This window comes from Streptomyces sp. TLI_55, assembly GCF_900206255.1.
Lineage (GTDB): Bacteria > Actinomycetota > Actinomycetes > Streptomycetales > Streptomycetaceae > Streptomyces > Streptomyces aquilus.
Genome location: NZ_OAOJ01000001.1, coordinates 5,042,245 through 5,063,238, shown reverse-complemented (window position 1 = coordinate 5,063,238; position 20,994 = coordinate 5,042,245). Strand labels below are relative to the sequence as shown.

Here is a 20,994-nt window from a genome sequence, read left to right as displayed (position 1 = left end):
CTGGAACCACCCGTATCCGGAACCATCCGTATCTGGAACCACCCGACTCGTTGAGGCAGTCTTTCCCCTCGTGGCGAGCGTTCCGAATCAGAGTCAGCAGGCACCGCAGGGTGCGGTCGGGCACATGGTCGTGTGCGGGGACGACGGGCTCGCCCATCGGCTGGCCGCCGAGTTGCGGGGGGTGTACGGGGAGCAGGTCACGCTCGTCGTACCGGCGTCCGAGCGGACGGTACGGCCGCCCGTGGTCGGGCGGGCCCGGGCCGCGTCGGCGGCGCTGCTCGACCGGGTGGTCAACGCCGCCGCCGGGCGGACCGGCGGGAGTGAACCCGTCGGCGGGGAGCGGCTGCTGGAGGCCGCGGAGGCGACGGAGGCCGTGCTCGCCGACGCGGGGGTGGAGCGGGCCGCGGCGCTGGCGCTCGTGTACGACGACGACGAGACCAACATCCGCGCCGCGCTGACCGCCCGTCGGCTCAACCCGCGCCTGCGGCTCGTACTGCGGCTCTACAACCGGCGGTTGGGGCAGCACATCGAGGCACTGCTCGATCAGGCCGCCGCGTTGGCCTCCGGCGATGGAGGCGATGACGGGGATGGCGGGGGTGGCGGTGACGGTGGCGGGGGTTTCGATGCCTCTACGACCGTGCTGTCCGACGCCGATACCGCCGCGCCGGCGCTCGTGGCCTCCGCGGTCGCCGGGACCAGCAAGGTCGTGCAGACGGACGGGTTGTTGCTGCGGGCGGTGGAGCGGCCACCGGGGCAGGCGGGCGGGGCGGGGCTGGCCACGTTGGCGCTGCTGTCGGCCACGGGGAACGGTACGGCGGGGAGCGGCGATCCCGGTGCCGGTGGTGGTGGCGGTGGGGGGTTCGCCGGGGAGCAAGGGCCTGAGCTGTTGCCGGACGCGGGGGCCGTGCGGGACGCGGTGGGGCGCGGGACCGTGGTGTTGGAGCAAGTGTCTTACGCGGGGCCCTCGTTGCCCTCGGGGCGGGGTGGGGTCGTGCTGCCGTTCGCCTCGTTGTTCTCGCGGCGGTTGCGGTGGTCGCTGGCCGGGCTGGTCGGGTGTGTCGGGGCGCTCGCGGTCGCGCTGTCCGTCGTGACCGGTGAGCATCCGTTGTTCGCCACGTACGAGACGCTGCTCGATCTCTTCGCCATCAACGATCCCGCGCTCGGGGCGCCGATCGGGCGGCAGATCCTGCAACTCCTCGCCGGGCTGGTCGGGTTGTTGCTGCTGCCGGTGCTGCTGGCCGCGGTGCTGGAGGCGCTCGGGACCTTCCGGTCCGCGTCGGCGCTGCGGAAACCTCCTCGGGGGCTGGGTGGGCATGTGGTGCTCCTCGGGCTCGGGAAGATCGGTACGCGGGTGCTCACGCGGTTGCGGGAGCTGGACATTCCTGTGGTGTGTGTCGAGGCGGGGGCCGAGGCGCGGGGGCTTGCCACGGCTCGGCGGTTGCGGGTGCCGGTGGTGCTCGGGGATGTGACACAGGAAGGGGTGTTGGAGGCGGCGAAGATCCATCGGGCGCATGCGTTGCTGGCGGTGACCAGTTCGGACACGACGAATCTCGAGGCCGCGTTGTATGCGCGGTCCGTGCGGCCGGATCTGCGGGTGGTGTTGCGGCTGTACGACGACGACTTCGCGACGGCGGTGTACCGGACGTTGCGGGCCGCGCATCCTCGGGCGTCTACGCGGAGTCGGAGCGTTTCTCATCTGGCCGCGCCCGCGTTCGCCGGGGCGATGATGGGGCGGCAGATTCTCGGGGCGATTCCTGTGGAGCGGCGGGTGTTGTTGTTCGCGGCTGTGGAGGTGAGTGGGCATCCGCAGTTGGAGGGGCGGACTGTGGGGGAGGCGTTTCGGGCGGGGGCGTGGCGGGTGTTGGCGTTGGACACGGCTGCGGGTGGGGGTGGGGGCGGGGCGGAGCCGGCGGTGGAGGGGGCGTATGAGGAGGGGGCTGTGCCTTCGGGGCTGGTGTGGGATCTGCCGGACAACTATGTGCTGAAGGGGTCGGATCGGGTGGTGTTGGCGGCTACGCGGCGGGGGTTGGCGGAGTTGCTGGGGCGGCGGGTCCGGGGCGCGGCGCTGAGCTGAGGCGGGGGGTGCGTTGAGCTGAGGCGGCTTGCCGGTCATCCGGCGTCGGAGGTGAGGCGGCCTGCTGGGCACCCGGCGTGGGGGCTGGGGTCGGGGGGTTTTCGCTCGCCCGCGCTGGCGGGGTGCCGCTGCGCCCACCCGTGCCGACCCAGCGGTACGACTGCCCGCAGCTACGCGGGGGTGTGGGTGCCGCTGCTTGGGTGGGCGCTGCCTGGGTGGGCACCGACCCAGCGGTACGACTGGCCGCAGCTACGCAGGAATGCGGGTGCCACTGCTTAGGTGGGCGCCGACCCAGCGGTGTGGCTGCCCGCAGCAAGGTAGGCAGACAGGTTCGCTGCCCGCAGCGGCTGCAAATGAACGGGTGGGCGTCGCCCGAGCAGGACCCCTCTCCACAGCTAGGTAGGCGGGCAGGCAGGTTCAGCCGCCGAGGTGGGTGACGACCCCGCAGCGCATCCGCCCGTGGCTGTGGCAGTGGGCGCCGGTCCGTTCGGGCGGCGCCCCCGCGGCCGGCTACGCAGGTGTAGGGCTGCTGCTCAAGTGCCTTTCCGCGAAGTCCAGTTCCAGTCTTACCTGCTTGATCCTCTCGTCCACCACCAGCGAACCGTGGCCCGCGTCGTAGCGGTAGACCTCGTGGGTCGCTCCCCTTGCCTCCAGGCGCTTCACGTAGTTGTCGATCTGGCGGATCGGGCAGCGGGGGTCGTTGACGCCGGCCGAGATGTAGACCGGGGCCTTGACCTGGTCGACGTAGGTGAGGGGGGACGAGGCCTCGAAGCGGTCCGGGACTTCTTCCGGGGTGCCGCCAAGGAGCGTGCGGTCCATGGCCTTCAGGGCTTCCATCTCGTCGTGGTACGCCGTGACGTAGTCGGCGACCGGGACCGCCGCGATGCCGAGGGTCCACGCGTCGGGCTGGGTGCCGAGGCCGAGGAGGGTGAGGTATCCGCCCCAGGAGCCGCCGGTGAGGATCAGGCGGGTGGGGTCGGCGAGGCCGGACGTCACCGCCCGCTCCCGGACCGCCGCGATGTCCTCCAGCTCGATCAGGCCGACGCGGTGCTTGAGGGCGTCCGTCCAGGCCCGGCCGTAGCCCGTCGAGCCGCGGTAGTTGACCCTGACCACCGCGTACCCGTGGTCCACCCAGGCCGCCGGGCCCGCCGCGAACGCGTCGCTGTCGTGCCAGGTCGGGCCGCCGTGGATGTCGAAGACCGTGGGCAGCGGGCCGGTCGCACCGGCCGGCTTCTGGACCAGGGCGTGGATACGGCCGCCGGGGCCCTCCACCCACACGTCCTCCACCGGCACCGAACCCGGCGACTTCATTCCGGGCGGGTCGAGGACGACCGCGCCGGTCGTGGAGCGGACCGTCGAGGGCTGTGCCGCCGACGACCAGAGGTACTCCACGCTGCCGTCGGGGCGGGCCGTCGCCCCGGAGACCGAGCCCGCGGGCGTGGGGATCTTCACCAGGTCGCGGGTCGTCAGGTCGTAGCGGAACAACTCGCTGCGGGCCTCGAAGCTGTGGGCGATGAGCAGCCCCGTGCCGTCCGGGTACCACTCCGCGCTGACGTCACCCGGCAGGTCGAGGGCCAGGTCCGTTTCCTCCCCCGACGCCACGTCCCACACCAGCGGCTCCCAACGCCCCCGGCGCTGGTGCCCGATGAGCAGGCGGCTGTCCCCGTCGACCGGCGCGAAGCCCAGCACCTCAAGGCCCAGCTCCTCGGTGCCGCCCTTGGTGTCGTCCAGCTCGGCGACCGGCGTGCCGTCGAGGCGGACCACGCGCAGCGCCGAGTGCATCGCGTCGCCGTGCTCGGTGTGCTCCAGGGCGATCAGCGAGCCGTCGTGGGAGAGGTCGCCGACGCCCGCGGACTCGCGGTGGCGGTAGATCTCCACCGGGGTCTCGCCGGTGCGGGTGACATAGATCGTCGTACCGTCCTCGTCCGTCGAACGGCCCACCACCGCCGTGCGGCCGTCGCGGCCGAGAGCCAGGCCCGCCGGGTAGGAGGCGTCGAGACCGGGGGCGGCCGGTTCGTCCGGGCCGCCCTCGAAGGGCTGGCGGCGCCAGACACCGAACTCGTCGCCGTCCTTGTCGTCGAACCACCAGATCCACGCGCCGTCCGGGGTCAGCACACCGTCCGTCGTGCCGTTCGGCCGGTCGGTGACCTGGCGCTGGGCGCCGGTGGCCCGGTCCCAGGCGTACAGCTCGTACGTCCCCGTCGCGTTCGACACGAACAGGGAGCGGTCCGGGGCGTCCTCCGCCCAGTCCGGCAGGGAGACCCGGGGCGCCCGGAAGCGCTTCTCCCACTCCGGCATCGCTTCCTGCCGTTCGCTCGCGACACCCTGAAGGTCACTCGGTTCGTTCTGTCCGGGCGCGGCGGACCCGTTGCTCTCAGTCATGGGCCCATACTGCCCGCCCGCACAGACAATTCACGGCCGGGGTGCACAGGCTGTGGACAACTCATTGCCTGTGGACAACCTGGCCGGGCCGTACGAGCCGCCGGCCGGGCGGGACCACCTCACCGAGCGGTAGCGAGCCCACCGACCCCGCGGGCCGAGGCTTCCGGGCTGCCCCGTACCGTTGAGGTGTGTACCGGTTTCTGCTGACGCCCCGATGGTGGGGGATCAACGTCTTCGTGCTGCTCGCCATCCCCTTCTGCGTGTTCATGGGGTCCTGGCAGCTGAGCCGCTTCGAGGAGCGGATGCAGGACCACGACCGGGCGACCACACAGGCCGCGGCCAATGAGCGGGAGGCCGCCGCGCCGCTGGCCGAGCTGCTGCCGGTGGACCAGGAGACGTCCGGGCGGCAGGCCACGGTGAGCGGGCGGTACGGCAAGCAGCTGCTGGTGCCGGGCCGGAAGCTGGACGACAAGCGCGGGTTCTACGTGCTGACGCTGCTGCGCACCGACGAGGGCAAGGCGCTGCCCGTGGTGCGGGGCTGGCTGCCGGGGGACGCCGACGCGGCGAAGGCGCCGGCCGCGCCGAAGGGCGAGGTCACCGTCACGGGCGCCTTGCAGGCGTCCGAGCAGCCCGGTGAGAACGGGGTCAGTGCGCGGGGCGGGCTGCCCGCGGGGCAGACCTCGGCGATCAGCGCGGCCTCACTGGTGAACCTGGTGTCGTACGACCTGTACGACGCCTGGGTCACCCTGGACAAGGCCGATGCCGGGATGAAGACGGTGCCCGTGAGCGCGCCGGCCGACAGCGGGCTGAACCTGAGGGCGTTCCAGAACCTCGGCTACACCGGTGAGTGGTTCGTGTTCGCCGGGTTCGTGGTCTTCATGTGGTTCCGGTTGGTGCGCCGCGAGGTGGAGTTCGCCCGGGACGCGGAGCTGGGGCTGGTGCCCGAGGAGAGCGAGCAGCGAGCAGCTGTGTGACGCCGGCCGGCATCAAGAACAGCGTCACCACCGGCATCGAGCAACACCGACGGACGTCCCCCGTCCCGCAGGCTGAGCAGAGCTACGCAGCAGCCGCCCACGTCACGACGCAGCCAGCACGCCCGTCCAGTACACCGTCCCCGCGCACGCGTTGTTCACCGTCGTCGTGGCGGAGGCCACGCCGCCGTCGGCGGAGTTGGTGATCGTGACGCTGCCGTCCGCCGTGCCGCCGTCCTCCCTGACGAGCTGGGTGGTGGTGCCGGTGTCGCCGCCGGTGGAGGTGCCCTCCGTGGTGGTGCCGGGGTCCTCGCTCGGGGACGGGTCCGGGGACGGGTCCGGCGACGGGTCGGGGTCGCCGCCCTGGACCGGGCAGGTCTCGGTGGGGACCCAGGCGAACTTCACGTCGTAGGAGGCGCCGGGCTGGAGGACCAGGGAGGCGAGTTCCGTGGACGGGTCCGGGAGGGAGGGCGCGGCGTCACCGGCGGTGTGCCGGGCCTGGCCGACCTTGGAGTAGTCCGCCGCTCCCGCCACCGCGAGGGTGAGCGAGCCGGGGCCCGCGATCGTGCAGGCGGCCGTGGCGGTGTTGGTGTAGCGGAAGGTGCCGTAGACCACGCCGGAGGCGTCCGGGGCGGCGGAGTTGGCCGTCGCCGAGCCGAGGTCCGTGGCCGTACAGGCGGGGACGCCGGCGGTGCTGGTCGCGGACGGGTCCCCGGCGCCGGCGCTGCCGCCGCCGGTGGTGGAGCCCTTGCTGTCCTTGTCGCCCTTGTCCTTGCCCTCGACCTTGCCGGAGCCGCCCCCGGAGGTGGACTCGCCGCCGTCGGGATTCTTGCCCTGGCTCGCGCCGCCCTGGACCTGCGAGTAGTGCCCGGCGTTCAGCGGGTCGGCGTCGGAGCCGGTGGCGCCGGAGACATGCAGCAGGGCGGGGACGGCGGTGCCGATGAAGAGCGCCGCGGCGGCCACGCCCACGAGGGCCTGCCGCTTGCGGGCCCGGCGGGCGGGCACCGCCTGCCGCAGATGGTCCAGGGTGCCGTCGCGAGGTTCGATCTCCTGGACCGCCTGGTGCAGCATGCGGCGCAGTGCCAGCTCGTCCGAGTCGAACCCTTCGGGGCTCTGGTCGTCGAGGCCGTGGTTCACAGTTCCGTTCCCAGCGTGTGATTGCTTCGGGGTGTCCTGCCCGTCCCCGCCCGGCTCGTGCCAGTCGAAGGGACGGTGCAGGTGGCGCCGCCCGTCCCGGCCTTCGTGGTCCCCGCTCATGCCGGTGCCTCCATGGCGACGCGCAGCGCGGCGATACCGCGGGAGCCGTACGCCTTCACCGAGCCCAGGGAGATCCCGAGGGTCTCGGCGACCTGTGCCTCGGTCATGTCCGCGAAGTAGCGCAGGACGAGGACCTCGCGCTGGCGGCGCTGGAGTCCCTTCATCGCCTTGATGAGGGAGTCGCGCTCCAGCTGGTCGTACGCCCCCTCCTCGGCGCTCGCCATGTCCGGCATCGGCTTGGACAGCAGCTTCAGTCCGAGGATGCGGCGGCGCAGGGCCGAGCGGGAGAGGTTGACGACCGTCTGGCGCAGGTACGCGAGCGTCTTGTCGCGGTCACGGACGCGTTTGCGCGCGGAGTGGACGCGGATGAAGGCCTCCTGGACGACGTCCTCGCAGGAGGCGGTGTCGTCGAGGAGGAGGGCGGCGAGACGCAGCAGGGAGCTGTAGTGCGCCCGGTACGTCTCGGTGAGGTGGTCGACGGTCGTGCCGGCCGCCGTGGCGTCCTCGGCGCCGTCGCGCTGGTTCGGAATGCGGGCGGGCCGCGCTGCGGGCATGGGCGCGATCACCGGCATGCCGCCGGGCGCGCCGGGCATGCGGGGTCGTAGGGCTGCGGGGCGGGGCCGAAGGGCCGTACCGCCACGTGCCGCGCTGAAGTCGAGTACCTCTGCCACGCCTGTTGGACACGGCTACCCCCGTAAGGGTTGTACGTGCCGGACGTCACTTTTGCGTCGTCCCTCGCGACCGGCCCTCTGGTGTCAGGCAGCACAACTGACCGTGCGTCGAACGCCCTCATGCCTACCCGCTCTTCCCCTATGTCCCGAATGATCGAGGTGTCCCCACACCTCGTACCGCATCCCCGCAACCCCTGAAGGGCGTTCGCAAAGACGCTCCCCGCCCTTCGCGCGGTTGCGGAGAGCGGGGAGGAAAATCTTCGGACGACAACGACGTCCACAGCAAGTGGTCCGGACCATCGACCGGCTCACACTTGGTTCACAGATCTTACAAACCGGTCGCGCTCAGCCGCCCTTGAATTCGGGTCAGCCGCTCGTGAACTCGGCCGCGACCAGCTCGGCGATCTGCGCGGTGTTCAGCGCCGCGCCCTTGCGCAGGTTGTCGCCGCACACGAAGAGTTCGAGCGCGGTCGGGTCGTCGAGCGCCCGGCGCACCCGCCCCACCCAGGTGGGATCGGTGCCGACGACGTCGGCCGGCGTCGGGAACTCCCCGGCCGCCGGGTTGTCGAACAGGACGACGCCCGGCGCGGTGGCGAGGATCTCCCGCGCCTTGGCGACGGTGACCTCGCCCTCGAAGCGGGCGTGGACGGTCAGCGAGTGCGTGGTGACCACCGGGACCCGCACACAGGTGACGGCGACGGGCAGTTCGGGCAGGCCGAGGATCTTGCGGGACTCGTCCCGCACCTTCATCTCCTCCGACGACCAGCCGTCCTCGCGCAGCGACCCGGCCCACGGTACGACGTTCAGCGCGACCGGCTCCGGGAACGGCCCGGTGTTGTCGCCCACGGCCCGGCGTACGTCCCCGGGGTGCGTCCCCAGTTCCGTACCGGCGACCAGGGCGAGCTGCTGCCGCAGCGTCTCCACGCCGGCCCGACCGGCCCCGCTCACCGCCTGGTACGACGACACCACCAGCTCGCGCAGCCCGAACTCGGCGTGCAGCGCGCCCAGGGCGACGATCATCGACAGGGTCGTGCAGTTCGGGTTGGCGATGATGCCGCGCGGCCGCACCCGGGCGGCGTGCGGATTGACCTCCGGGACGACGAGGGGCACTTCCGGGTCCATCCGGAAGGCGCCCGAGTTGTCCACGACGATCGCCCCGCGCGCCGCGGCGATCGGTGCCCACTGCGCGGAGACCTCGTCGGGTACGTCGAACATGGCGACGTCGACCCCGTCGAAGGCCTCCTCGGTGAGGGCCACGACCTCGACCTCCGCCCCGCGCACGGCCAGCTTGCGGCCGGCCGAGCGCGGCGAGGCGATCAGGCGGATCTCGCCCCAGATGTCCGCGTGCTGGGACAGGATCTGGAGCATGACCGTGCCGACGGCTCCGGTCGCTCCCACGACCGCGAGCGTCGGGGGGTTGGTCATCGGCCGGTGCCTCCGTAGACGACGGCCTCGTCGCTGTCGGAGTCGAGCCCGAAGGCGGTGTGCACGGCGCGCACGGCCTCGTTGACGTCGTCGGCGCGGGTGACGACCGAGATGCGGATCTCGGAGGTCGAGATCAGCTCGATGTTCACGCCCGCCTCGGAGAGCGCCTCGAAGAAGGAGGCGGTGACGCCCGGGTTGGTCTTCATGCCCGCGCCGACCAGGGAGATCTTGCCGATCTGGTCGTCGTAGCGCAGCGACTCGAAGCCGATGCCGTCCTTGTGCTTCTCCAGCGCGTCGATGGCCTTGCGGCCCTCGGACTTGGGAAGCGTGAAGGAGATGTCCGTCAGGCCGGTGGAGGCGGCGGACACGTTCTGCACGATCATGTCGATGTTGATCTCGGCGTCGGAGATCGCCCGGAAGATCGTCGCGGCCTCGCCCGGCTTGTCCGGCACGCCGACGACCGTGATCTTGGCCTCGGAGGTGTCGTGCGCGACACCGGAGATGATGGCCTGCTCCACCTTCTTGTCCCCTTGCTCGATGGGCTCGCTGCTGACCCAGGTGCCCTGCAGCCCGCTGAAGCTGGACCGGACGTGGATCGGGATGTTGTACCGGCGGGCGTACTCCACACACCGGTGGAGCAGCACCTTGGAGCCGGACGACGCCAGCTCCAGCATGTCCTCGAAGGAGATCCAGTCGATCTTCTTCGCCTTCTTCACCACACGCGGGTCGGCGGTGAACACGCCGTCCACGTCGGTGTAGATCTCGCACACCTCGGCGTCGAGCGCGGCGGCCAGCGCGACGGCCGTGGTGTCGGAACCACCGCGGCCGAGCGTGGTGATGTCCTTCTTGTCCTGGCTGACGCCCTGGAAACCGGCGACGATGGCGATGTTGCCCTCGTCCAGCGCGGTGCGGATCCGGCCCGGCGTGACGTCGATGATCCGCGCTTTGTTGTGGACCGAGTCGGTGATGACACCCGCCTGGCTGCCGGTGAACGACTGGGCCTCGTGGCCCAGGTTCTTGATCGCCATGGCCAGCAGGGCCATGGAGATACGCTCTCCGGCGGTCAGCAGCATGTCGAACTCACGCCCGGCAGGCATCGGGGATACCTGCTCGGCGAGATCGATCAGCTCGTCCGTCGTGTCGCCCATCGCGGAAACGACGACGACCACCTGGTGGCCGTTCTTCTTCGCTTCCACGATCCGCTTGGCGACGCGCTTGATGCCCTCGGCATCGGCTACGGAGGAGCCTCCGTACTTCTGCACGACAAGGCCCACGTGCGCTCCTCGCTCAGTCAGTCACTATCCGCACATACGCATATGTACTGCGGTCGGCTCAGTCTAACGAGCGTCCGAAATCGACCTTCGTAAAGCCACATGGTGAGACCGGACGCCCAGCACGGTCCCTGCCCATCCGGCGGACGAACACTCGGCAAAGTGGCCCAGCTCACCCGCCGCCGATCGTCTTGAGGTTTCAAGCACATGGGATGTCAGGCAATAGGGTGCGCCTGTGCGCGTACTGCTGGTGGAAGACGATGAGCCGGTCGCCGAGTCGCTCCGGCGCGGACTGCTGCGCTACGGCTTCGAGGTGGCCTGGGTCACCACGGGCGGGGCGGCCCTCGGGCACGCGGAGCCCTACGACGTCGTACTCCTCGATCTCGGCCTGCCCGACACCGACGGCCTCGACGTGTGCAAGGCGCTGCGCGAGCGCGGGGACGTGCCGATCATCGTGATCAGCGCGCGCAGCGACGAGACGGACCGGGTGGTGGGCCTGGAGCTCGGAGCGGACGACTACGTCTCCAAGCCGTTCGGGGTGCGGGAGGTCATCGCGCGGATAAGGGCGGTGATGCGCCGCGCCCAGCCGCGCACCGAGCCGGCGGCGGGCCCCGACCGCTACGGCACCCGCCTCACCATCGACCGCAAGGCGGCCCGGGTCCGGCTGGACGGCGAGGAGGTGGCCCTCGCCCCCAAGGAGTACGACCTGCTGGCCTTCCTCACCGAGGAGCCCGGCGCGCTGATGTCGCGCGAGCAGATCATGGAAGCGGTCTGGGACGCGAACTGGTTCGGCCCGACGAAGACCCTCGACGTCCATGTGGCGGCGCTGCGGCGGAAGCTGGCGGGGGCCGTCACCATCGAGGCGGTGCGGGGCGTCGGCTTCCGGCTGGAGATCGCCGAGGGTGACGCGGCGTCATGAACCGCCAGCTCATCCGGAGTTACATCCTGCTCGTCGCGGTCGCGATCCTGCTGTTCACGGTGCCGGTGGCGTTCACGCTCACCAGCCAGCTGCGGGACGACACCCGGCAGTCCGTCCTGCGCGAGGCGAACACCATGGCGCTGCTGCTGGGAGGCGGGGACCGGATCTCGTGCGAGGCCCTGACCGAGGTGGCCAAGGCGTACGACGAGGAGACCCCCGGCACCGTCCAGGCGACCCCGACCAGCGACTGCGCCCCTGGCCTGCCCGCGCCGTCCTCGGACAAGGCACTGGACCAGGCCGTCCACCACAACAACGAGACGACCGACTGGGGTTCCGACTTCGTCTGGGGCAAGCGCCTGACGGTCACCGTCCCGGCCGAGGGCGACGCCGCCGTGCGGATCGTCTACTCGACGTCGGACATGACGACCAGGCTGTGGCAGATCTGGGGCTTCCGGGCCGCGCTGGCGGTACTGGTGCTGGCCGCCGCGGCCGCGATCGGCGCGTACGCCGCCCGCCGGATCACGGCGCCTCTGCGCGAACTCAACGCCATGGCGAGCAAGTTCAGCGACGGCGACCTGACCGCCCGCTCGCCGGTGACGGGCCCGCCGGAGACCCAGACGCTGGCCCGCACCCTCAACCAGGGCGCGGAACGCCTGGACACCCTGGTCGCCTCCCAGCGCATCTTCGTGGCGGACGCCTCCCACCAACTCCGCACCCCGCTCACGGCGTTGCGGCTGTCCCTGGACAACATCGCGGACGGCGTGGACGACGAGTTCGTACGGGAGGACGTGGAGCAGGCGACGGCGGAGGTGGTCCGGATGAGCCGCCTGGTGAACGGACTGCTGGTGCTGGCGCGGGCGGAGGCGAAGGTGTCGGCCGCGGAGCCGTTGGTGTTGCGGGACATCGTGGCCGAACGGCTCGCGGTGTGGAGGCCGGCCGCCGACGAGCGCGGAGTCACCATCGCGCTGGGGGGAGGTACCAGGGGAGGTACCGCCGACGGCCGGCTGCTGGTGCTGGCCAGCCCCGGTCATCTGGACCAGGTGCTGGACAACGTGCTCTCCAACGCCCTGGAGGTGTCGCCGGACGGTGCCACGATCACGGTCTCTTACGAGCCGCAGGGCGACGAGATCCTGCTGACCGTGCGGGACCAGGGGCCGGGCATGTCCGACGCGGAGAAGTCCCGCGCCTTCGACCGCTTCTGGCGCGGCCAGGGTCTGACCGGGCGCTCCGGGTCGGGGCTCGGTCTCGCCGTCGTGAAGCAGCTGGTGACGGATGACGGGGGGACCGTGGCGTTGGCGGATGCGCCCGGGAGCGGACTGGAGGTCCGGATCACCCTTCGGGCATCACCGAAGAGTGGTGGTTGACGATCTTCCACGTGCCACCGCGCTTCTCGTACTCGTACGTGTAACGGGCCTCGACGACGCGCTTGGCGCCGGTGTCGGGATCGGTGAGCGTGAACTCGTACACGCCGGTGTCGAGGGCGGAGTTGGAGTCGAGGACGTTGATGTGCGTCTCGATCTTCTTGCCGACCGGCTTGTTCTTGAGGAAGTGCTCGAAGTAGTCGACGATGCCGGCGTGATCGGTGCGGACCTTGTTGGAGACGGTCGGCAGCAGCACCGCGTCCTTGGCGTACCGGTCGGCGACGGTCTCGGCGTCGCGGGTCCGCAGGGCGTCGTTCCAACGGTCGAAGAGGGCGGCGATCTCGGCCTTGGCGGGCTTCTTGGCGTGCTTCTGCTTCTCCGGCCCGGCGACACCGACCCCGGCGGCGAAGGTGCCGACGGCGACGAGGGCACCGGCGGTGACGAGGGCGACACGCTTGGTTATCGGGCGAGGGGTCATCTCAACTCCAGTGCGGGCGAGGGGGGTCGGCTTCCGGTGCGGGTTCGGTTCTCCGCTTCGGAAGTGACTCCAGGGTCGCTTGGCGCTGGTTAGGGGTGGTGCAGGGGAGATGCAGGGGACGGACAAGACGGGGGCAAGGCGCGGAGGGTGGCCAGTTGGTGACTTAAGGTGAGGACAGTAGGCGGGCGTAGTACGCGCGGAGCCATTCGAGATGCGGGGTCTCGCCGAGCAGTCGCTCCCAGTCGCTGATCAGTTGGACGACCAGTTCGCGGGCGCGCTCGGAGGCGCCGACCGTACCCCACAGGAACGTGGCGAACGCCCCGCGGGTGTTGAGGGTGATCCCGCTCGTCTCGCCGTAGAAGCGCTCCCTGCGCGCGATGCACCGCTCGAAGTGGGCCGTGGCGTCATCGAGGTCCCCCGCAGCCGCGCGAACCCAGATGAGCTCCCAGTGGACGTGGTCGTAGAACCTGTTGTCCTCGCCCTGGGTCGCCTCGATCCTGGCCAGCCACCGCTCGATCGCGTCGGTGGCTTCGGCCGCGTGGGCGCCGTCGTCCGCCTCGACGCTGTACCGCAGCGCCTTGGCCCACACCGACCACACGCTGAGGGCGACCTCGTGTTCGCTGCCCAGGACCCGTTCGGCTCGCGCGGCGTTCTTCTCCGCCAGCTTCAGCGCTTCTTTCAACCGCCCGGCGTTCAGGAGGACTTCGGCCAGGTCCGCCCGGGTCTCGAACGTCCCCGGGTCCCTCTCGCCGAACTCCCGCGCGTGGTCGGCCAGATCCCGCTTCAGCAGCTCGACCGCGCGGTCATGGTCACCGGCGAACCCGTACGCCGTGGCACGACTCCGGCGCAGGGTGAAGGTGAGCTTGTCGCGGGGCCCGTACGCCCGCTCCGCCGCCGCCACCGCCCGTTCGTGCAGCTCCGTCCTGCCGCTGCGCCCGTACTCCTGAGCGGACTTCAGGCCGCCCATGTTGAAGAGCCAGGCCTCGGTCCCGCCGTCGGTCTCCGGGTCGGCGTGGCCGGCGAACGCCTCCAGATGCGTGAGCCACCGAACCTCCGCGTCGATGCCACGGAACGTGTTGCTGTTGTCAAGCAGCACACGAGCGGCCTCGTGCCTCGCCCCGCCCTCCGCCCGCGCCACCGCCTGCACCAGCCGATGCACGGAGATCGTGTCATCGTCATGCACCTTGACCAGACTGTGCGCGGCCAGCCGCCGCACCGCCTCCGTCACCTCCACCGGCGTCCCCATCGACTCCAGATACCCCCGCGGAATCCCCTCCGAAGCCCACCACCCCACAACCCCCAGAATCCGCCCCGCCAATGGCGTCTCGGCCAGCCGGTCCAGCGACACCCGCCACACCCGCGCCACCGTACGGCCCTGATCCGTCCCCTCCGCCGACTGCGCGAACACCTCCTCGGGATAGGCGCCCAGCAGCTCCAGATACCGCCCCGCCGAGATCCCCGCCTCCGCGCAGTACGCCGCCGCCTGCTCCACGGCCAGCGGCAGATACCCCAACTCCTGGCACAGCGCGTCGACTTCCTCCCCGGGCCCGTCGATCCGCGCGAACAGCTCGGCCGCCTCCGCAGGTGACAGCACGTCCAGCGACAGGGGCTGCGCCACCTTGTGCCAGCCGCTCGCCCGCCGGGTCGTGACCAGGAACCGTCCACCCGTGGCCCGCCCCAACAACCCCCGCACATCCGCCGGATCGGACACGTTGTCCAGCACCAGCAGCCACCCCTCATGCCCCGCCAGCCACTGCACCGCCCGCTCCCGCAACGCCTCCCGGGACAGCACATCCCGCAGCGCCGGTTGCAGGGCCACCGCCAACTCCGCGAGCCCCGTGTCGAGATCGGCCGGCGTCTCCGCCGTGATCCACCAGACCGGGTTGTACGACCCCACGCGCCCCGCCGCCCAGTGCGCCGCCAGCGTCGACTTGCCGATGCCGCCGAGCCCGTGAACGGCCTGGACGACGACACCGTTCGCCTCCCTGAACGCCTCGTCGAGGAGCGCGAGTTCACGCGCGCGGCCCACGAACAGCGACGTCCGGTCCGGCAGGTTCACCAGCCCCTCCGGCGCCGTCGCGGGCAGCGCGAACGCCTCCGCCGGGAGATTCACCGACTTCTCGGCGTACAGCGCGACCGAGCCGTCCCCGGTCAGCGCCTGCCGTACGCCCTGCCCGGCCGCGATCGACCGCCGCCCCACCGCCTCGGCCCCCGGCTCCCCCGTCATACGGTCATCATGGCGCCCGCGAGCACGCAGACGCACCACGTTCCGGGCGAAGGAGACCGAACCATGACAGGCGGCTGGCAGGGCGACGTACTGCTGGGAGGCATCGTCCTGCTCGGCTCCTCCGTCCAGTGGCTCACCGGCATGGGCTTCGCCCTGGTCGCCGTACCCGCCCTGATCCTGCTGCTCGGCCCGGCACAGGGGGTGGTGCTCGCCAACTGTGCCTCGGGGGTCATCTGTGTCGTGGGTCTGCTGGGCGGATGGCGACGGGTGCGCCCGGCCGCGATGGTGCCGTTGTGCGTGGCAGCGGCCTGCACGGTACCCGCGGGCGCCTGGCTGACCCACCAACTCCCGCCCCCCATGCTCCTGTTGGCCATGGGAGGACTGGTGACCATCGCCGTCCTCCTGGTCATGCGCGGCGCCCGCCTGCCCGCCCTGCGCGGCACGAAGGGCGCCGTGGTCGCGGGGGCGGCGGGCGGGTTCATGAACTCCGCGGCGGGCGTCGGCGGACCGCCGATATCCCTGTACGCCCTCAACGCGGGCTGGACGGTACGGGAGTTCGTGCCGAACGCGATGTTCTACGGCGTGGTCGTCAACGCCTTCTCGGTCGCGGCGAACGGGGTCCCGGAGCTGAGCGCGCCGAGGTGGGCCGCGGTGGTCGCGGCCATGGCGGTGGGCGGCGTCATCGGCAGGGCACTCGCCTCCCGCATCCCCGAGCAACGGGCCCGGCTGCTGGTCCTGTTGCTTGCGCTGACGGGCGGGGTGACGGCGGTAGGGAAGGGACTGTGGGGGCTGTGATCAGTCCGCGAACTCCTTGAGGGGCTCGGTTTCGAGGGTGATGTTCACTGGGTCGGGGAGCTGGACAGTGGCGCCGAAGGGGAGCTTCCCCTCGGGCTGGTTGAAGACGACGACCGAGCATCACACTGGTTCGTGTCGGAGTCGTACGAGGTGATCTCGACCGATGGACGAACTCCAGCGGCACGGTCTCCGGGGCATGGCGCTCGAGCTCGAAGCCCGAGGCTCAAGCCCCGCACGTGGATGCCGGAGGCGAACGCGACTCACGGCTGTCCACCATCCGCCCGATGCATCGGGCCGACTCGTCCGGGCTGAGAGCCTGCGTCCGGATCGCGCTAAGCCGCTGCGTCACCCGGCTGACAACCCCCGGGTCAGCAGACATCTCACCGGCCAACACCCCTTCTGCGAAGGCGAATCGCTCAAGGTCCCGCGTCTCCAGGAGCACCATGGCGCCCTCAAGGGCAGCAGGAAGGGCCCGTTCGAAGGGCAGCACTGCACGACCACATTCCGCATCCGGGACGTCTCAAGCAGTCGGCGCAGTTGACCAGTGTCCACCCAGACGTGATGGTGTCGGGGGAGTAGTTGTCGGCGGAGGGCAGATGCTTTCGGCTCACGTCCGCCTTCATACGCCGGCGCTTCAGCTGGTCGCCGGCGTAGCGCCAGGCAACGGGCGGCTGGGAGTTGGAGCTGTAGCTTCGCCCCCACCGCCGTGTGACCATGACGAGCACACTCGAGCCGCTTGACTTGAGCGGACTCAGCGGGTGGGCCCGTCCTCCTCGGCGTCGGGTATCCGCAAGCCGTCGAGCATCGCCGTCAGGGCGTTGGCCGCATCGGACACGGTGTCCGGGAGGGGCAGTTCGGCAGGGCCCGCGCCCTGCTCGGTCGGCGAGAGCAACTCCTGCAGGGCTCCGGCGAACTTCCCGAAGACGCCCAGGATGTCGTCGAGTGCCGCCCCGCTCACGTCCGCGCCTTCCAGGCCGGATATCAGCATCGCCCGCATCGAGTCAACCTGCCGCAGGGCGTCGACCACGAGGTCGAACGCGCGCAGAAGCCTGTTCAGCCGCTCCATGAACCAGTAGTCCGGCCCCAGAATCCGTACGGAGTCCGCCCGCAGGTCCGCGACCGCCTCGGCGAGACGACGGCCGTCCATGGTCTCGCCATAGGCCTGCACGAGAGTCATCCGCGCAACCAGGGTCTTCATGTGATCGTCGCCGAAGACCCTCCTGCATGCGGCGACATACCGTTCGGCCGTCTCCACATGCTCCGAAGGCGTGGGCATTCCGGTCAGCAGCTCCTCGACGAAACCGGAGTCAATCCCGGTCTTCGCAAGGGCGGTCAGCGTCTCCAGCGCCGAGGTTTCGTCGCCGGGCGCGACCATGCCCTTCAGGAAATCTCCGGTCGGTCCCTCCATGGCCTTCGACACCGGCAGCGCCATCAGGAGGTGCGACTGCACCCCAAGGCTCACATAGTGCTCAGCCCCCAGCTCGGTCACGCATTGCTCGAAGAGGTTCTCCCACAGAAGCCGGGCCGCGCCGTACTCGCCCCGGCCGAGCAGGCACATGCCGATGTGGCCGCGGGTCCACAGCGTCGCGGGGTGGCTGTCCCCCAGGATGCGCGCCTGCTTCCCGGCGATCTCCTCCAGCAGCCCCTGGGCCCGATCGAGATCCCCTCTCCGCTGGGCGGTCTCGGCCACCATCGTCAGAGCCCTGAGCGTCACTGGATCGTCCTCGCCCAGGGCTCTCGCACAGTCCTCGTAGAGGGTTTCCGTGGCCTCCTGGCCCCGCCGCTCGTCGCCCACCGCCCACCAGGACTCGGGAAGGTCGACCCGTGCCGCGAGAGTCGCGCGCCCTTCGCTGCCGAGAAGGCGCACAAAGGCCGCCTCCGCCCGCAGGAGCAGGCGCAGGGACCGTTCGGCCGACCGGACGCCTGAGTGACGGAGGTGGACGGCTGCCATATAGAACACCGTGGCCTCCGTCTCCGTATCCGCCTCCGGCGCGGTCTTCTCGGCCAGCGCCTCGGCATGCGGCAGCAACCGCCGCACGTCGGGCCAGAGTTCGGGAGAAGCCGGATCACCTTCCGGGAACGCCTCCAGCAACGACTCCGCCGCACTCACCCGGGCCGCCTCGATGGCGGCGGCGTCCCGGTGGCTGTCGCCCTGCGCCGGTGTCCGCGACACGGCCTGCACCAGACGATGTACGCCGAGCTTCCCGTCGTACTGAGTGATCATGCTGTGCGCCGCGAGGCGCCCGAGGGATCCTCGGACCTTCGGGGGTGTGCCGAGGGAGTCGAGGAGGGCGCGCGGGATCTCCTCGGGGGCGTACCACGCGAGCATGAGGAGGATATGGACGGCCAGGGGGTCGTCGGCGATGCGGGCGAGGGTGACGTGCCAGATACGGGCAATGGTGCGCTCGGCGTCGCCGGACTCGTCGGTCGCCTCGTACATGTCGGCCGGGTAGTCGGCGAGGTCGTCGAGGTACTCGCGGGCGCTGCAGTCGTGCTGCTCGCAGTAGGCAGCCGCCTGCGCCACGGCCAGGGGCAGGCAGCCCAGTTCCGTGCAGAGCTCGGTGATGTCGTCCTGGTCGCCGCCGGGTGTGCCCTGGCCCCGGGTGAAGAGGGCGGTGGCCTCGACGGTCGAGAGGACGTCGAGTTCGATCGGCTCCGCCCGGCCCCGCCAACTGGTCGCGCGGCGACTGGTGATGAGCAGGCGGCCAGAAGTCGCACGGGACAGGACGACGTCGATGTCGACGGGATCCGAGACGTTGTCGAGGACGAGGAGCCAACCGGTGTGGGAACCCAGCCACTGCAGGGCCCACTCGGTGAGCTGTTCCTGCGGGAGGAGGGTGACCAGTGAGGGCTGGAGGGCGGCGGCCAGGGCGGCCAGACCCGCGTCCAGTGCAGGGCGGCTCTCCGCGGTGATCCACCAGACCGGGGTGCCGGTCGCCGCGCGCCGGGTGGCCCAGTGGGCGGCGAGCGTGGACTTGCCGATGCCGCCGAGACCGTGCACGGCATGTGCGACGACTGTCCGGCCCGGTGCGAGCGGCTCCGCCAAGTCTGCGTTCAGGATTGCCAGTTCGCGTTCACGGCCCACGAACATGGGGTCGCGCGCGGGGATGTTGGTCACCCCGGGGGACCAGTCCACCGACGCGGCCGGAGGGCAGGCCTCCGGAGAGAGCAGCGTCGCCCGGTCGATGTGCAGGCCCACGGAACCCGAGCCCGTGATCGCCTGTCCGATACCTCCGCCGGCCGACACGGCGGAAGCACCGGACGCCATGACCGATGCGCCCGGAACGGCGACGCGGCTGTCGAACGAGGCACTCATGCCTCCATGATGACGTGCCCCAGGGACAACCGTCAGGAAGCCGACGCCACTTGACCGATCGGCTGACCGGCCGTCACTGACTCTGCTGCAACCCCAGCGGCCCCGCGATCTCCTCCTGCATGACCCGTCCCGCCTCGAACTCGAGCGTCTCGTCGCCCATGCTCTGGTCGGTGTCCAGGCCGTCCAGTTCCTCCAGGGGCTGGTTCAGGCGGACGTGGGCCAGGACGGAGTGCAACGCTCGCAGCGTCGCGGACGCCGTCGTGCCCCAGTTGGAGAAGTAGGAGAACTGCCACCACCACAGGGCCTCCGTGGTGCGGCCCGCGCGGTAGTGGGCCATGCCGTGGCGGAGGTCGGTGATGACGTCCGTGAGGTCGTCGGAGATGCGGGCCGGGACCGGGGACTTGCGCGGCTCGTAGGGGTCGAAGACCTCCGAGTACACGTCGATCGGCTCCAGCAGGCGGGCCAGGTTCTCGCGGAGTTCGTCCACGTCCGGCTCCGGGCCCAGGTCGGGCTCGTAGCGCTCGTCCGGCACGATGTCCTCGTGCGCGCCCAGGCGACCGCCGGCCAGCAGGAGCTGGGAGACCTCCAGGAGGAGGAAGGGGACGGCCGAGTCGGGCTCGTCGCCCTTCGCCACCTCGGTCACCGCCACCAGGAAGCTCTCGATCTGGTCGGCGATCTGGACCGCGAAATCGTCGGGGTCCTGCGCAGTGGCGTGCAGTGTGGCGTCAGACATCTAGGAGTCGTCTCCCCTCGAAGGCGCGGCCGAGGGTCACCTCGTCCGCGTATTCCAGGTCGCCACCCACCGGGAGGCCGCTGGCCAGGCGGGTGACCTTGAGGCCCATGGGCTTGATCATGCGGGCGAGGTAGGTGGCGGTCGCCTCGCCCTCCAGGTTCGGATCCGTGGCCAGGATCAGTTCCGTGACCGTCCCGTCGGCCAACCGCGCGAGAAGTTCTCGTATACGCAGGTCGTCGGGACCCACCCCTTCGATGGGGCTGATCGCGCCGCCCAGGACGTGGTACTTGCCCCGGAACTCCCGGGTGCGCTCGATCGCCACCACGTCCTTCGGCTCCTCCACCACGCAGATGACGGAGGGATCGCGGCGGGGGTCACGGCAGATGTTGCACAGTTCCTCCTGCGCCACGTTGCCGCAGGTCGCGCAGAAGCGGACCTTCGCCTTGACCTCCATCAACGCCTGCGCGAGACGCCGTACGTCCGTCGGTTCCGCCTGCAGGATGTGGAAGGCGATCCGCTGGGCGCTCTTGGGACCGACGCCGGGCAGCCGACCCAGTTCGTCGATGAGGTCCTGCACCACGCCTTCGTACAACGGACTGCCGTCCTTCCTGGGGTTCCTTACACGTACGTACGGTAGTTGGCGGACCGCCCTCTGAGGAAGGCGGGCTCCGTCCTAGAACGGCAGCCCGGGGATGCCGCCGCCCAGGCCCTGGGCCAGTGGGCCGAGCTTCTGCTGCTGGAGCGTCTGCGCGTTCTCGTTGGCCGCCTGTACGGCCGCCACGATCAGGTCGGCGAGGGTCTCGGTGTCCTCCGGGTCCACCGCCTTCGGGTCGATCTTCAGGGCGCGCAGCTCACCGGAGCCGGTGACCGTCGCCTTGACCAGGCCGCCGCCGGCCTGGCCGTCGACCTCGGTCCTCGCCAGTTCCTCCTGCGCGTTCGCCAGGTCCTGCTGCATCTTCTGGGCCTGCTGGAGCAGCTGCTGCATATTGGGCTGGCCACCACCGGGGATCACGATCAGCTCCCGCTCGTAGGTCTTGTTTCCTGCTGTGTCTTGCTGCGTCTTGCCGTGTCTTGTTCCTCTGTCTTGAGCCTACGTGCTCCACGCAGGCATCGC

Annotated in this window: 17 protein-coding genes; 5 read left to right on the top strand and 12 right to left on the bottom strand. The window is 70.8% G+C overall.

All coding sequences use genetic code 11. The features are described 5' to 3' along the window. Positions 1-124: 124 nt before the first annotated feature. Positions 125-2,074, top strand: a complete 1,950-nt coding sequence (locus CRP56_RS23210) for an NAD-binding protein (protein WP_097274380.1) — start codon at positions 125-127, stop codon at positions 2,072-2,074. Positions 2,075-2,584: 510 nt separating this feature from the next. Here the strand turns inward: CRP56_RS23210 and CRP56_RS23205 are convergent. After that, complete coding sequence (locus tag CRP56_RS23205; RefSeq protein ID WP_097266938.1) at positions 2,585-4,456, bottom strand: S9 family peptidase; 1,872 nt, start codon at positions 4,454-4,456, stop codon at positions 2,585-2,587. A 188-nt stretch (positions 4,457-4,644) separates the two neighbouring features. Between CRP56_RS23205 and CRP56_RS23200 the strand changes: the two genes are divergently transcribed. Further along, positions 4,645-5,430 (top strand): SURF1 family protein, encoded by a 786-nt coding sequence (locus tag CRP56_RS23200; protein WP_097266936.1) that lies wholly within the window; start codon positions 4,645-4,647, stop codon positions 5,428-5,430. A 102-nt stretch (positions 5,431-5,532) separates the two neighbouring features. Here CRP56_RS23200 and CRP56_RS23195 read toward each other — a convergent pair whose 3' ends face one another. The 4 genes from CRP56_RS23195 to CRP56_RS23180 all read right to left on the bottom strand — a co-directional run bounded on the left by CRP56_RS23195 (position 5,533) and on the right by CRP56_RS23180 (position 10,054). Further along, entirely contained in the window at positions 5,533-6,564 is a 1,032-nt protein-coding gene (locus tag CRP56_RS23195) for a hypothetical protein (protein WP_097274378.1), read from the bottom strand. A 116-nt stretch (positions 6,565-6,680) separates the two neighbouring features. Beyond that, positions 6,681-7,256: a SigE family RNA polymerase sigma factor gene (locus tag CRP56_RS23190; protein WP_097274376.1), complete on the bottom strand. Its 576-nt coding sequence runs from the start codon at positions 7,254-7,256 to the stop codon at positions 6,681-6,683. A 465-nt stretch (positions 7,257-7,721) separates the two neighbouring features. Next, positions 7,722-8,780, bottom strand: coding sequence for an aspartate-semialdehyde dehydrogenase (locus CRP56_RS23185; protein ID WP_097266934.1), 1,059 nt, complete (start codon positions 8,778-8,780; stop codon positions 7,722-7,724). Beyond that, complete coding sequence (locus CRP56_RS23180) at positions 8,777-10,054, bottom strand: aspartate kinase (RefSeq protein ID WP_097266932.1); 1,278 nt, start codon at positions 10,052-10,054, stop codon at positions 8,777-8,779. Before CRP56_RS23180 ends, CRP56_RS23185 begins: the two co-directional genes overlap by 4 nt. 232 nt (positions 10,055-10,286) lie before the next feature. On the opposite strand from CRP56_RS23180, the gene CRP56_RS23175 reads away from it, so the two are divergent. Both CRP56_RS23175 and CRP56_RS23170 read left to right on the top strand, forming a co-directional pair. After that, positions 10,287-10,970: a response regulator transcription factor gene (locus CRP56_RS23175; protein WP_097266930.1), complete on the top strand. Its 684-nt coding sequence runs from the start codon at positions 10,287-10,289 to the stop codon at positions 10,968-10,970. Beyond that, complete coding sequence (locus tag CRP56_RS23170) at positions 10,967-12,334, top strand: sensor histidine kinase (protein WP_097266928.1); 1,368 nt, start codon at positions 10,967-10,969, stop codon at positions 12,332-12,334. Before CRP56_RS23175 ends, CRP56_RS23170 begins: the two co-directional genes overlap by 4 nt. Here CRP56_RS23170 and CRP56_RS23165 read toward each other — a convergent pair. Beyond that, positions 12,300-12,809 carry an SgcJ/EcaC family oxidoreductase gene (locus CRP56_RS23165; RefSeq protein WP_097266926.1) on the bottom strand — a complete coding sequence of 170 codons (510 nt, stop codon included), beginning with the start codon at positions 12,807-12,809 and terminating at the stop codon, positions 12,300-12,302. The genes CRP56_RS23170 and CRP56_RS23165 overlap by 35 nt on opposite strands. Positions 12,810-12,972: 163 nt before the next feature. Further along, positions 12,973-15,036, bottom strand: coding sequence for a tetratricopeptide repeat protein (locus CRP56_RS23160; RefSeq protein ID WP_097266924.1), 2,064 nt, complete (start codon positions 15,034-15,036; stop codon positions 12,973-12,975). A gap of 63 nt (positions 15,037-15,099) precedes the next feature. Here CRP56_RS23160 and CRP56_RS23155 point away from each other — a divergent pair, with 63 nt between their 5' ends. Continuing rightward, positions 15,100-15,831 carry a sulfite exporter TauE/SafE family protein gene (locus tag CRP56_RS23155; RefSeq protein ID WP_097266922.1) on the top strand — a complete coding sequence of 244 codons (732 nt, stop codon included), beginning with the start codon at positions 15,100-15,102 and terminating at the stop codon, positions 15,829-15,831. A 223-nt stretch (positions 15,832-16,054) separates the two neighbouring features. On the opposite strand, the gene CRP56_RS48475 is transcribed toward CRP56_RS23155, so the two are convergent. The 5 genes from CRP56_RS48475 to CRP56_RS23125 form a co-directional block, all read right to left on the bottom strand. Next, positions 16,055-16,276 carry a Scr1 family TA system antitoxin-like transcriptional regulator gene (locus CRP56_RS48475; RefSeq protein WP_257041971.1) on the bottom strand — a complete coding sequence of 74 codons (222 nt, stop codon included), beginning with the start codon at positions 16,274-16,276 and terminating at the stop codon, positions 16,055-16,057. A 306-nt stretch (positions 16,277-16,582) separates the two neighbouring features. Further along, positions 16,583-19,147, bottom strand: coding sequence for a tetratricopeptide repeat protein (locus CRP56_RS23140; RefSeq protein ID WP_097266920.1), 2,565 nt, complete (start codon positions 19,145-19,147; stop codon positions 16,583-16,585). Between the two features lie 73 nt (positions 19,148-19,220). After that, positions 19,221-19,880 (bottom strand): DUF5063 domain-containing protein, encoded by a 660-nt coding sequence (locus CRP56_RS23135; RefSeq protein ID WP_097266918.1) that lies wholly within the window; start codon positions 19,878-19,880, stop codon positions 19,221-19,223. After that, the gene (recR, locus tag CRP56_RS23130) at positions 19,873-20,472 is read right to left on the bottom strand and encodes a recombination mediator RecR (protein WP_059194093.1); all 600 of its coding nucleotides are present in this window, start codon (positions 20,470-20,472) and stop codon (positions 19,873-19,875) included. The genes CRP56_RS23135 and recR overlap by 8 nt, the downstream gene beginning before the upstream one ends. An 81-nt stretch (positions 20,473-20,553) precedes the next feature. Then, positions 20,554-20,892 (bottom strand): YbaB/EbfC family nucleoid-associated protein, encoded by a 339-nt coding sequence (locus CRP56_RS23125; RefSeq protein WP_079309378.1) that lies wholly within the window; start codon positions 20,890-20,892, stop codon positions 20,554-20,556. Between the last annotated feature and the right edge of the window lie 102 nt (positions 20,893-20,994).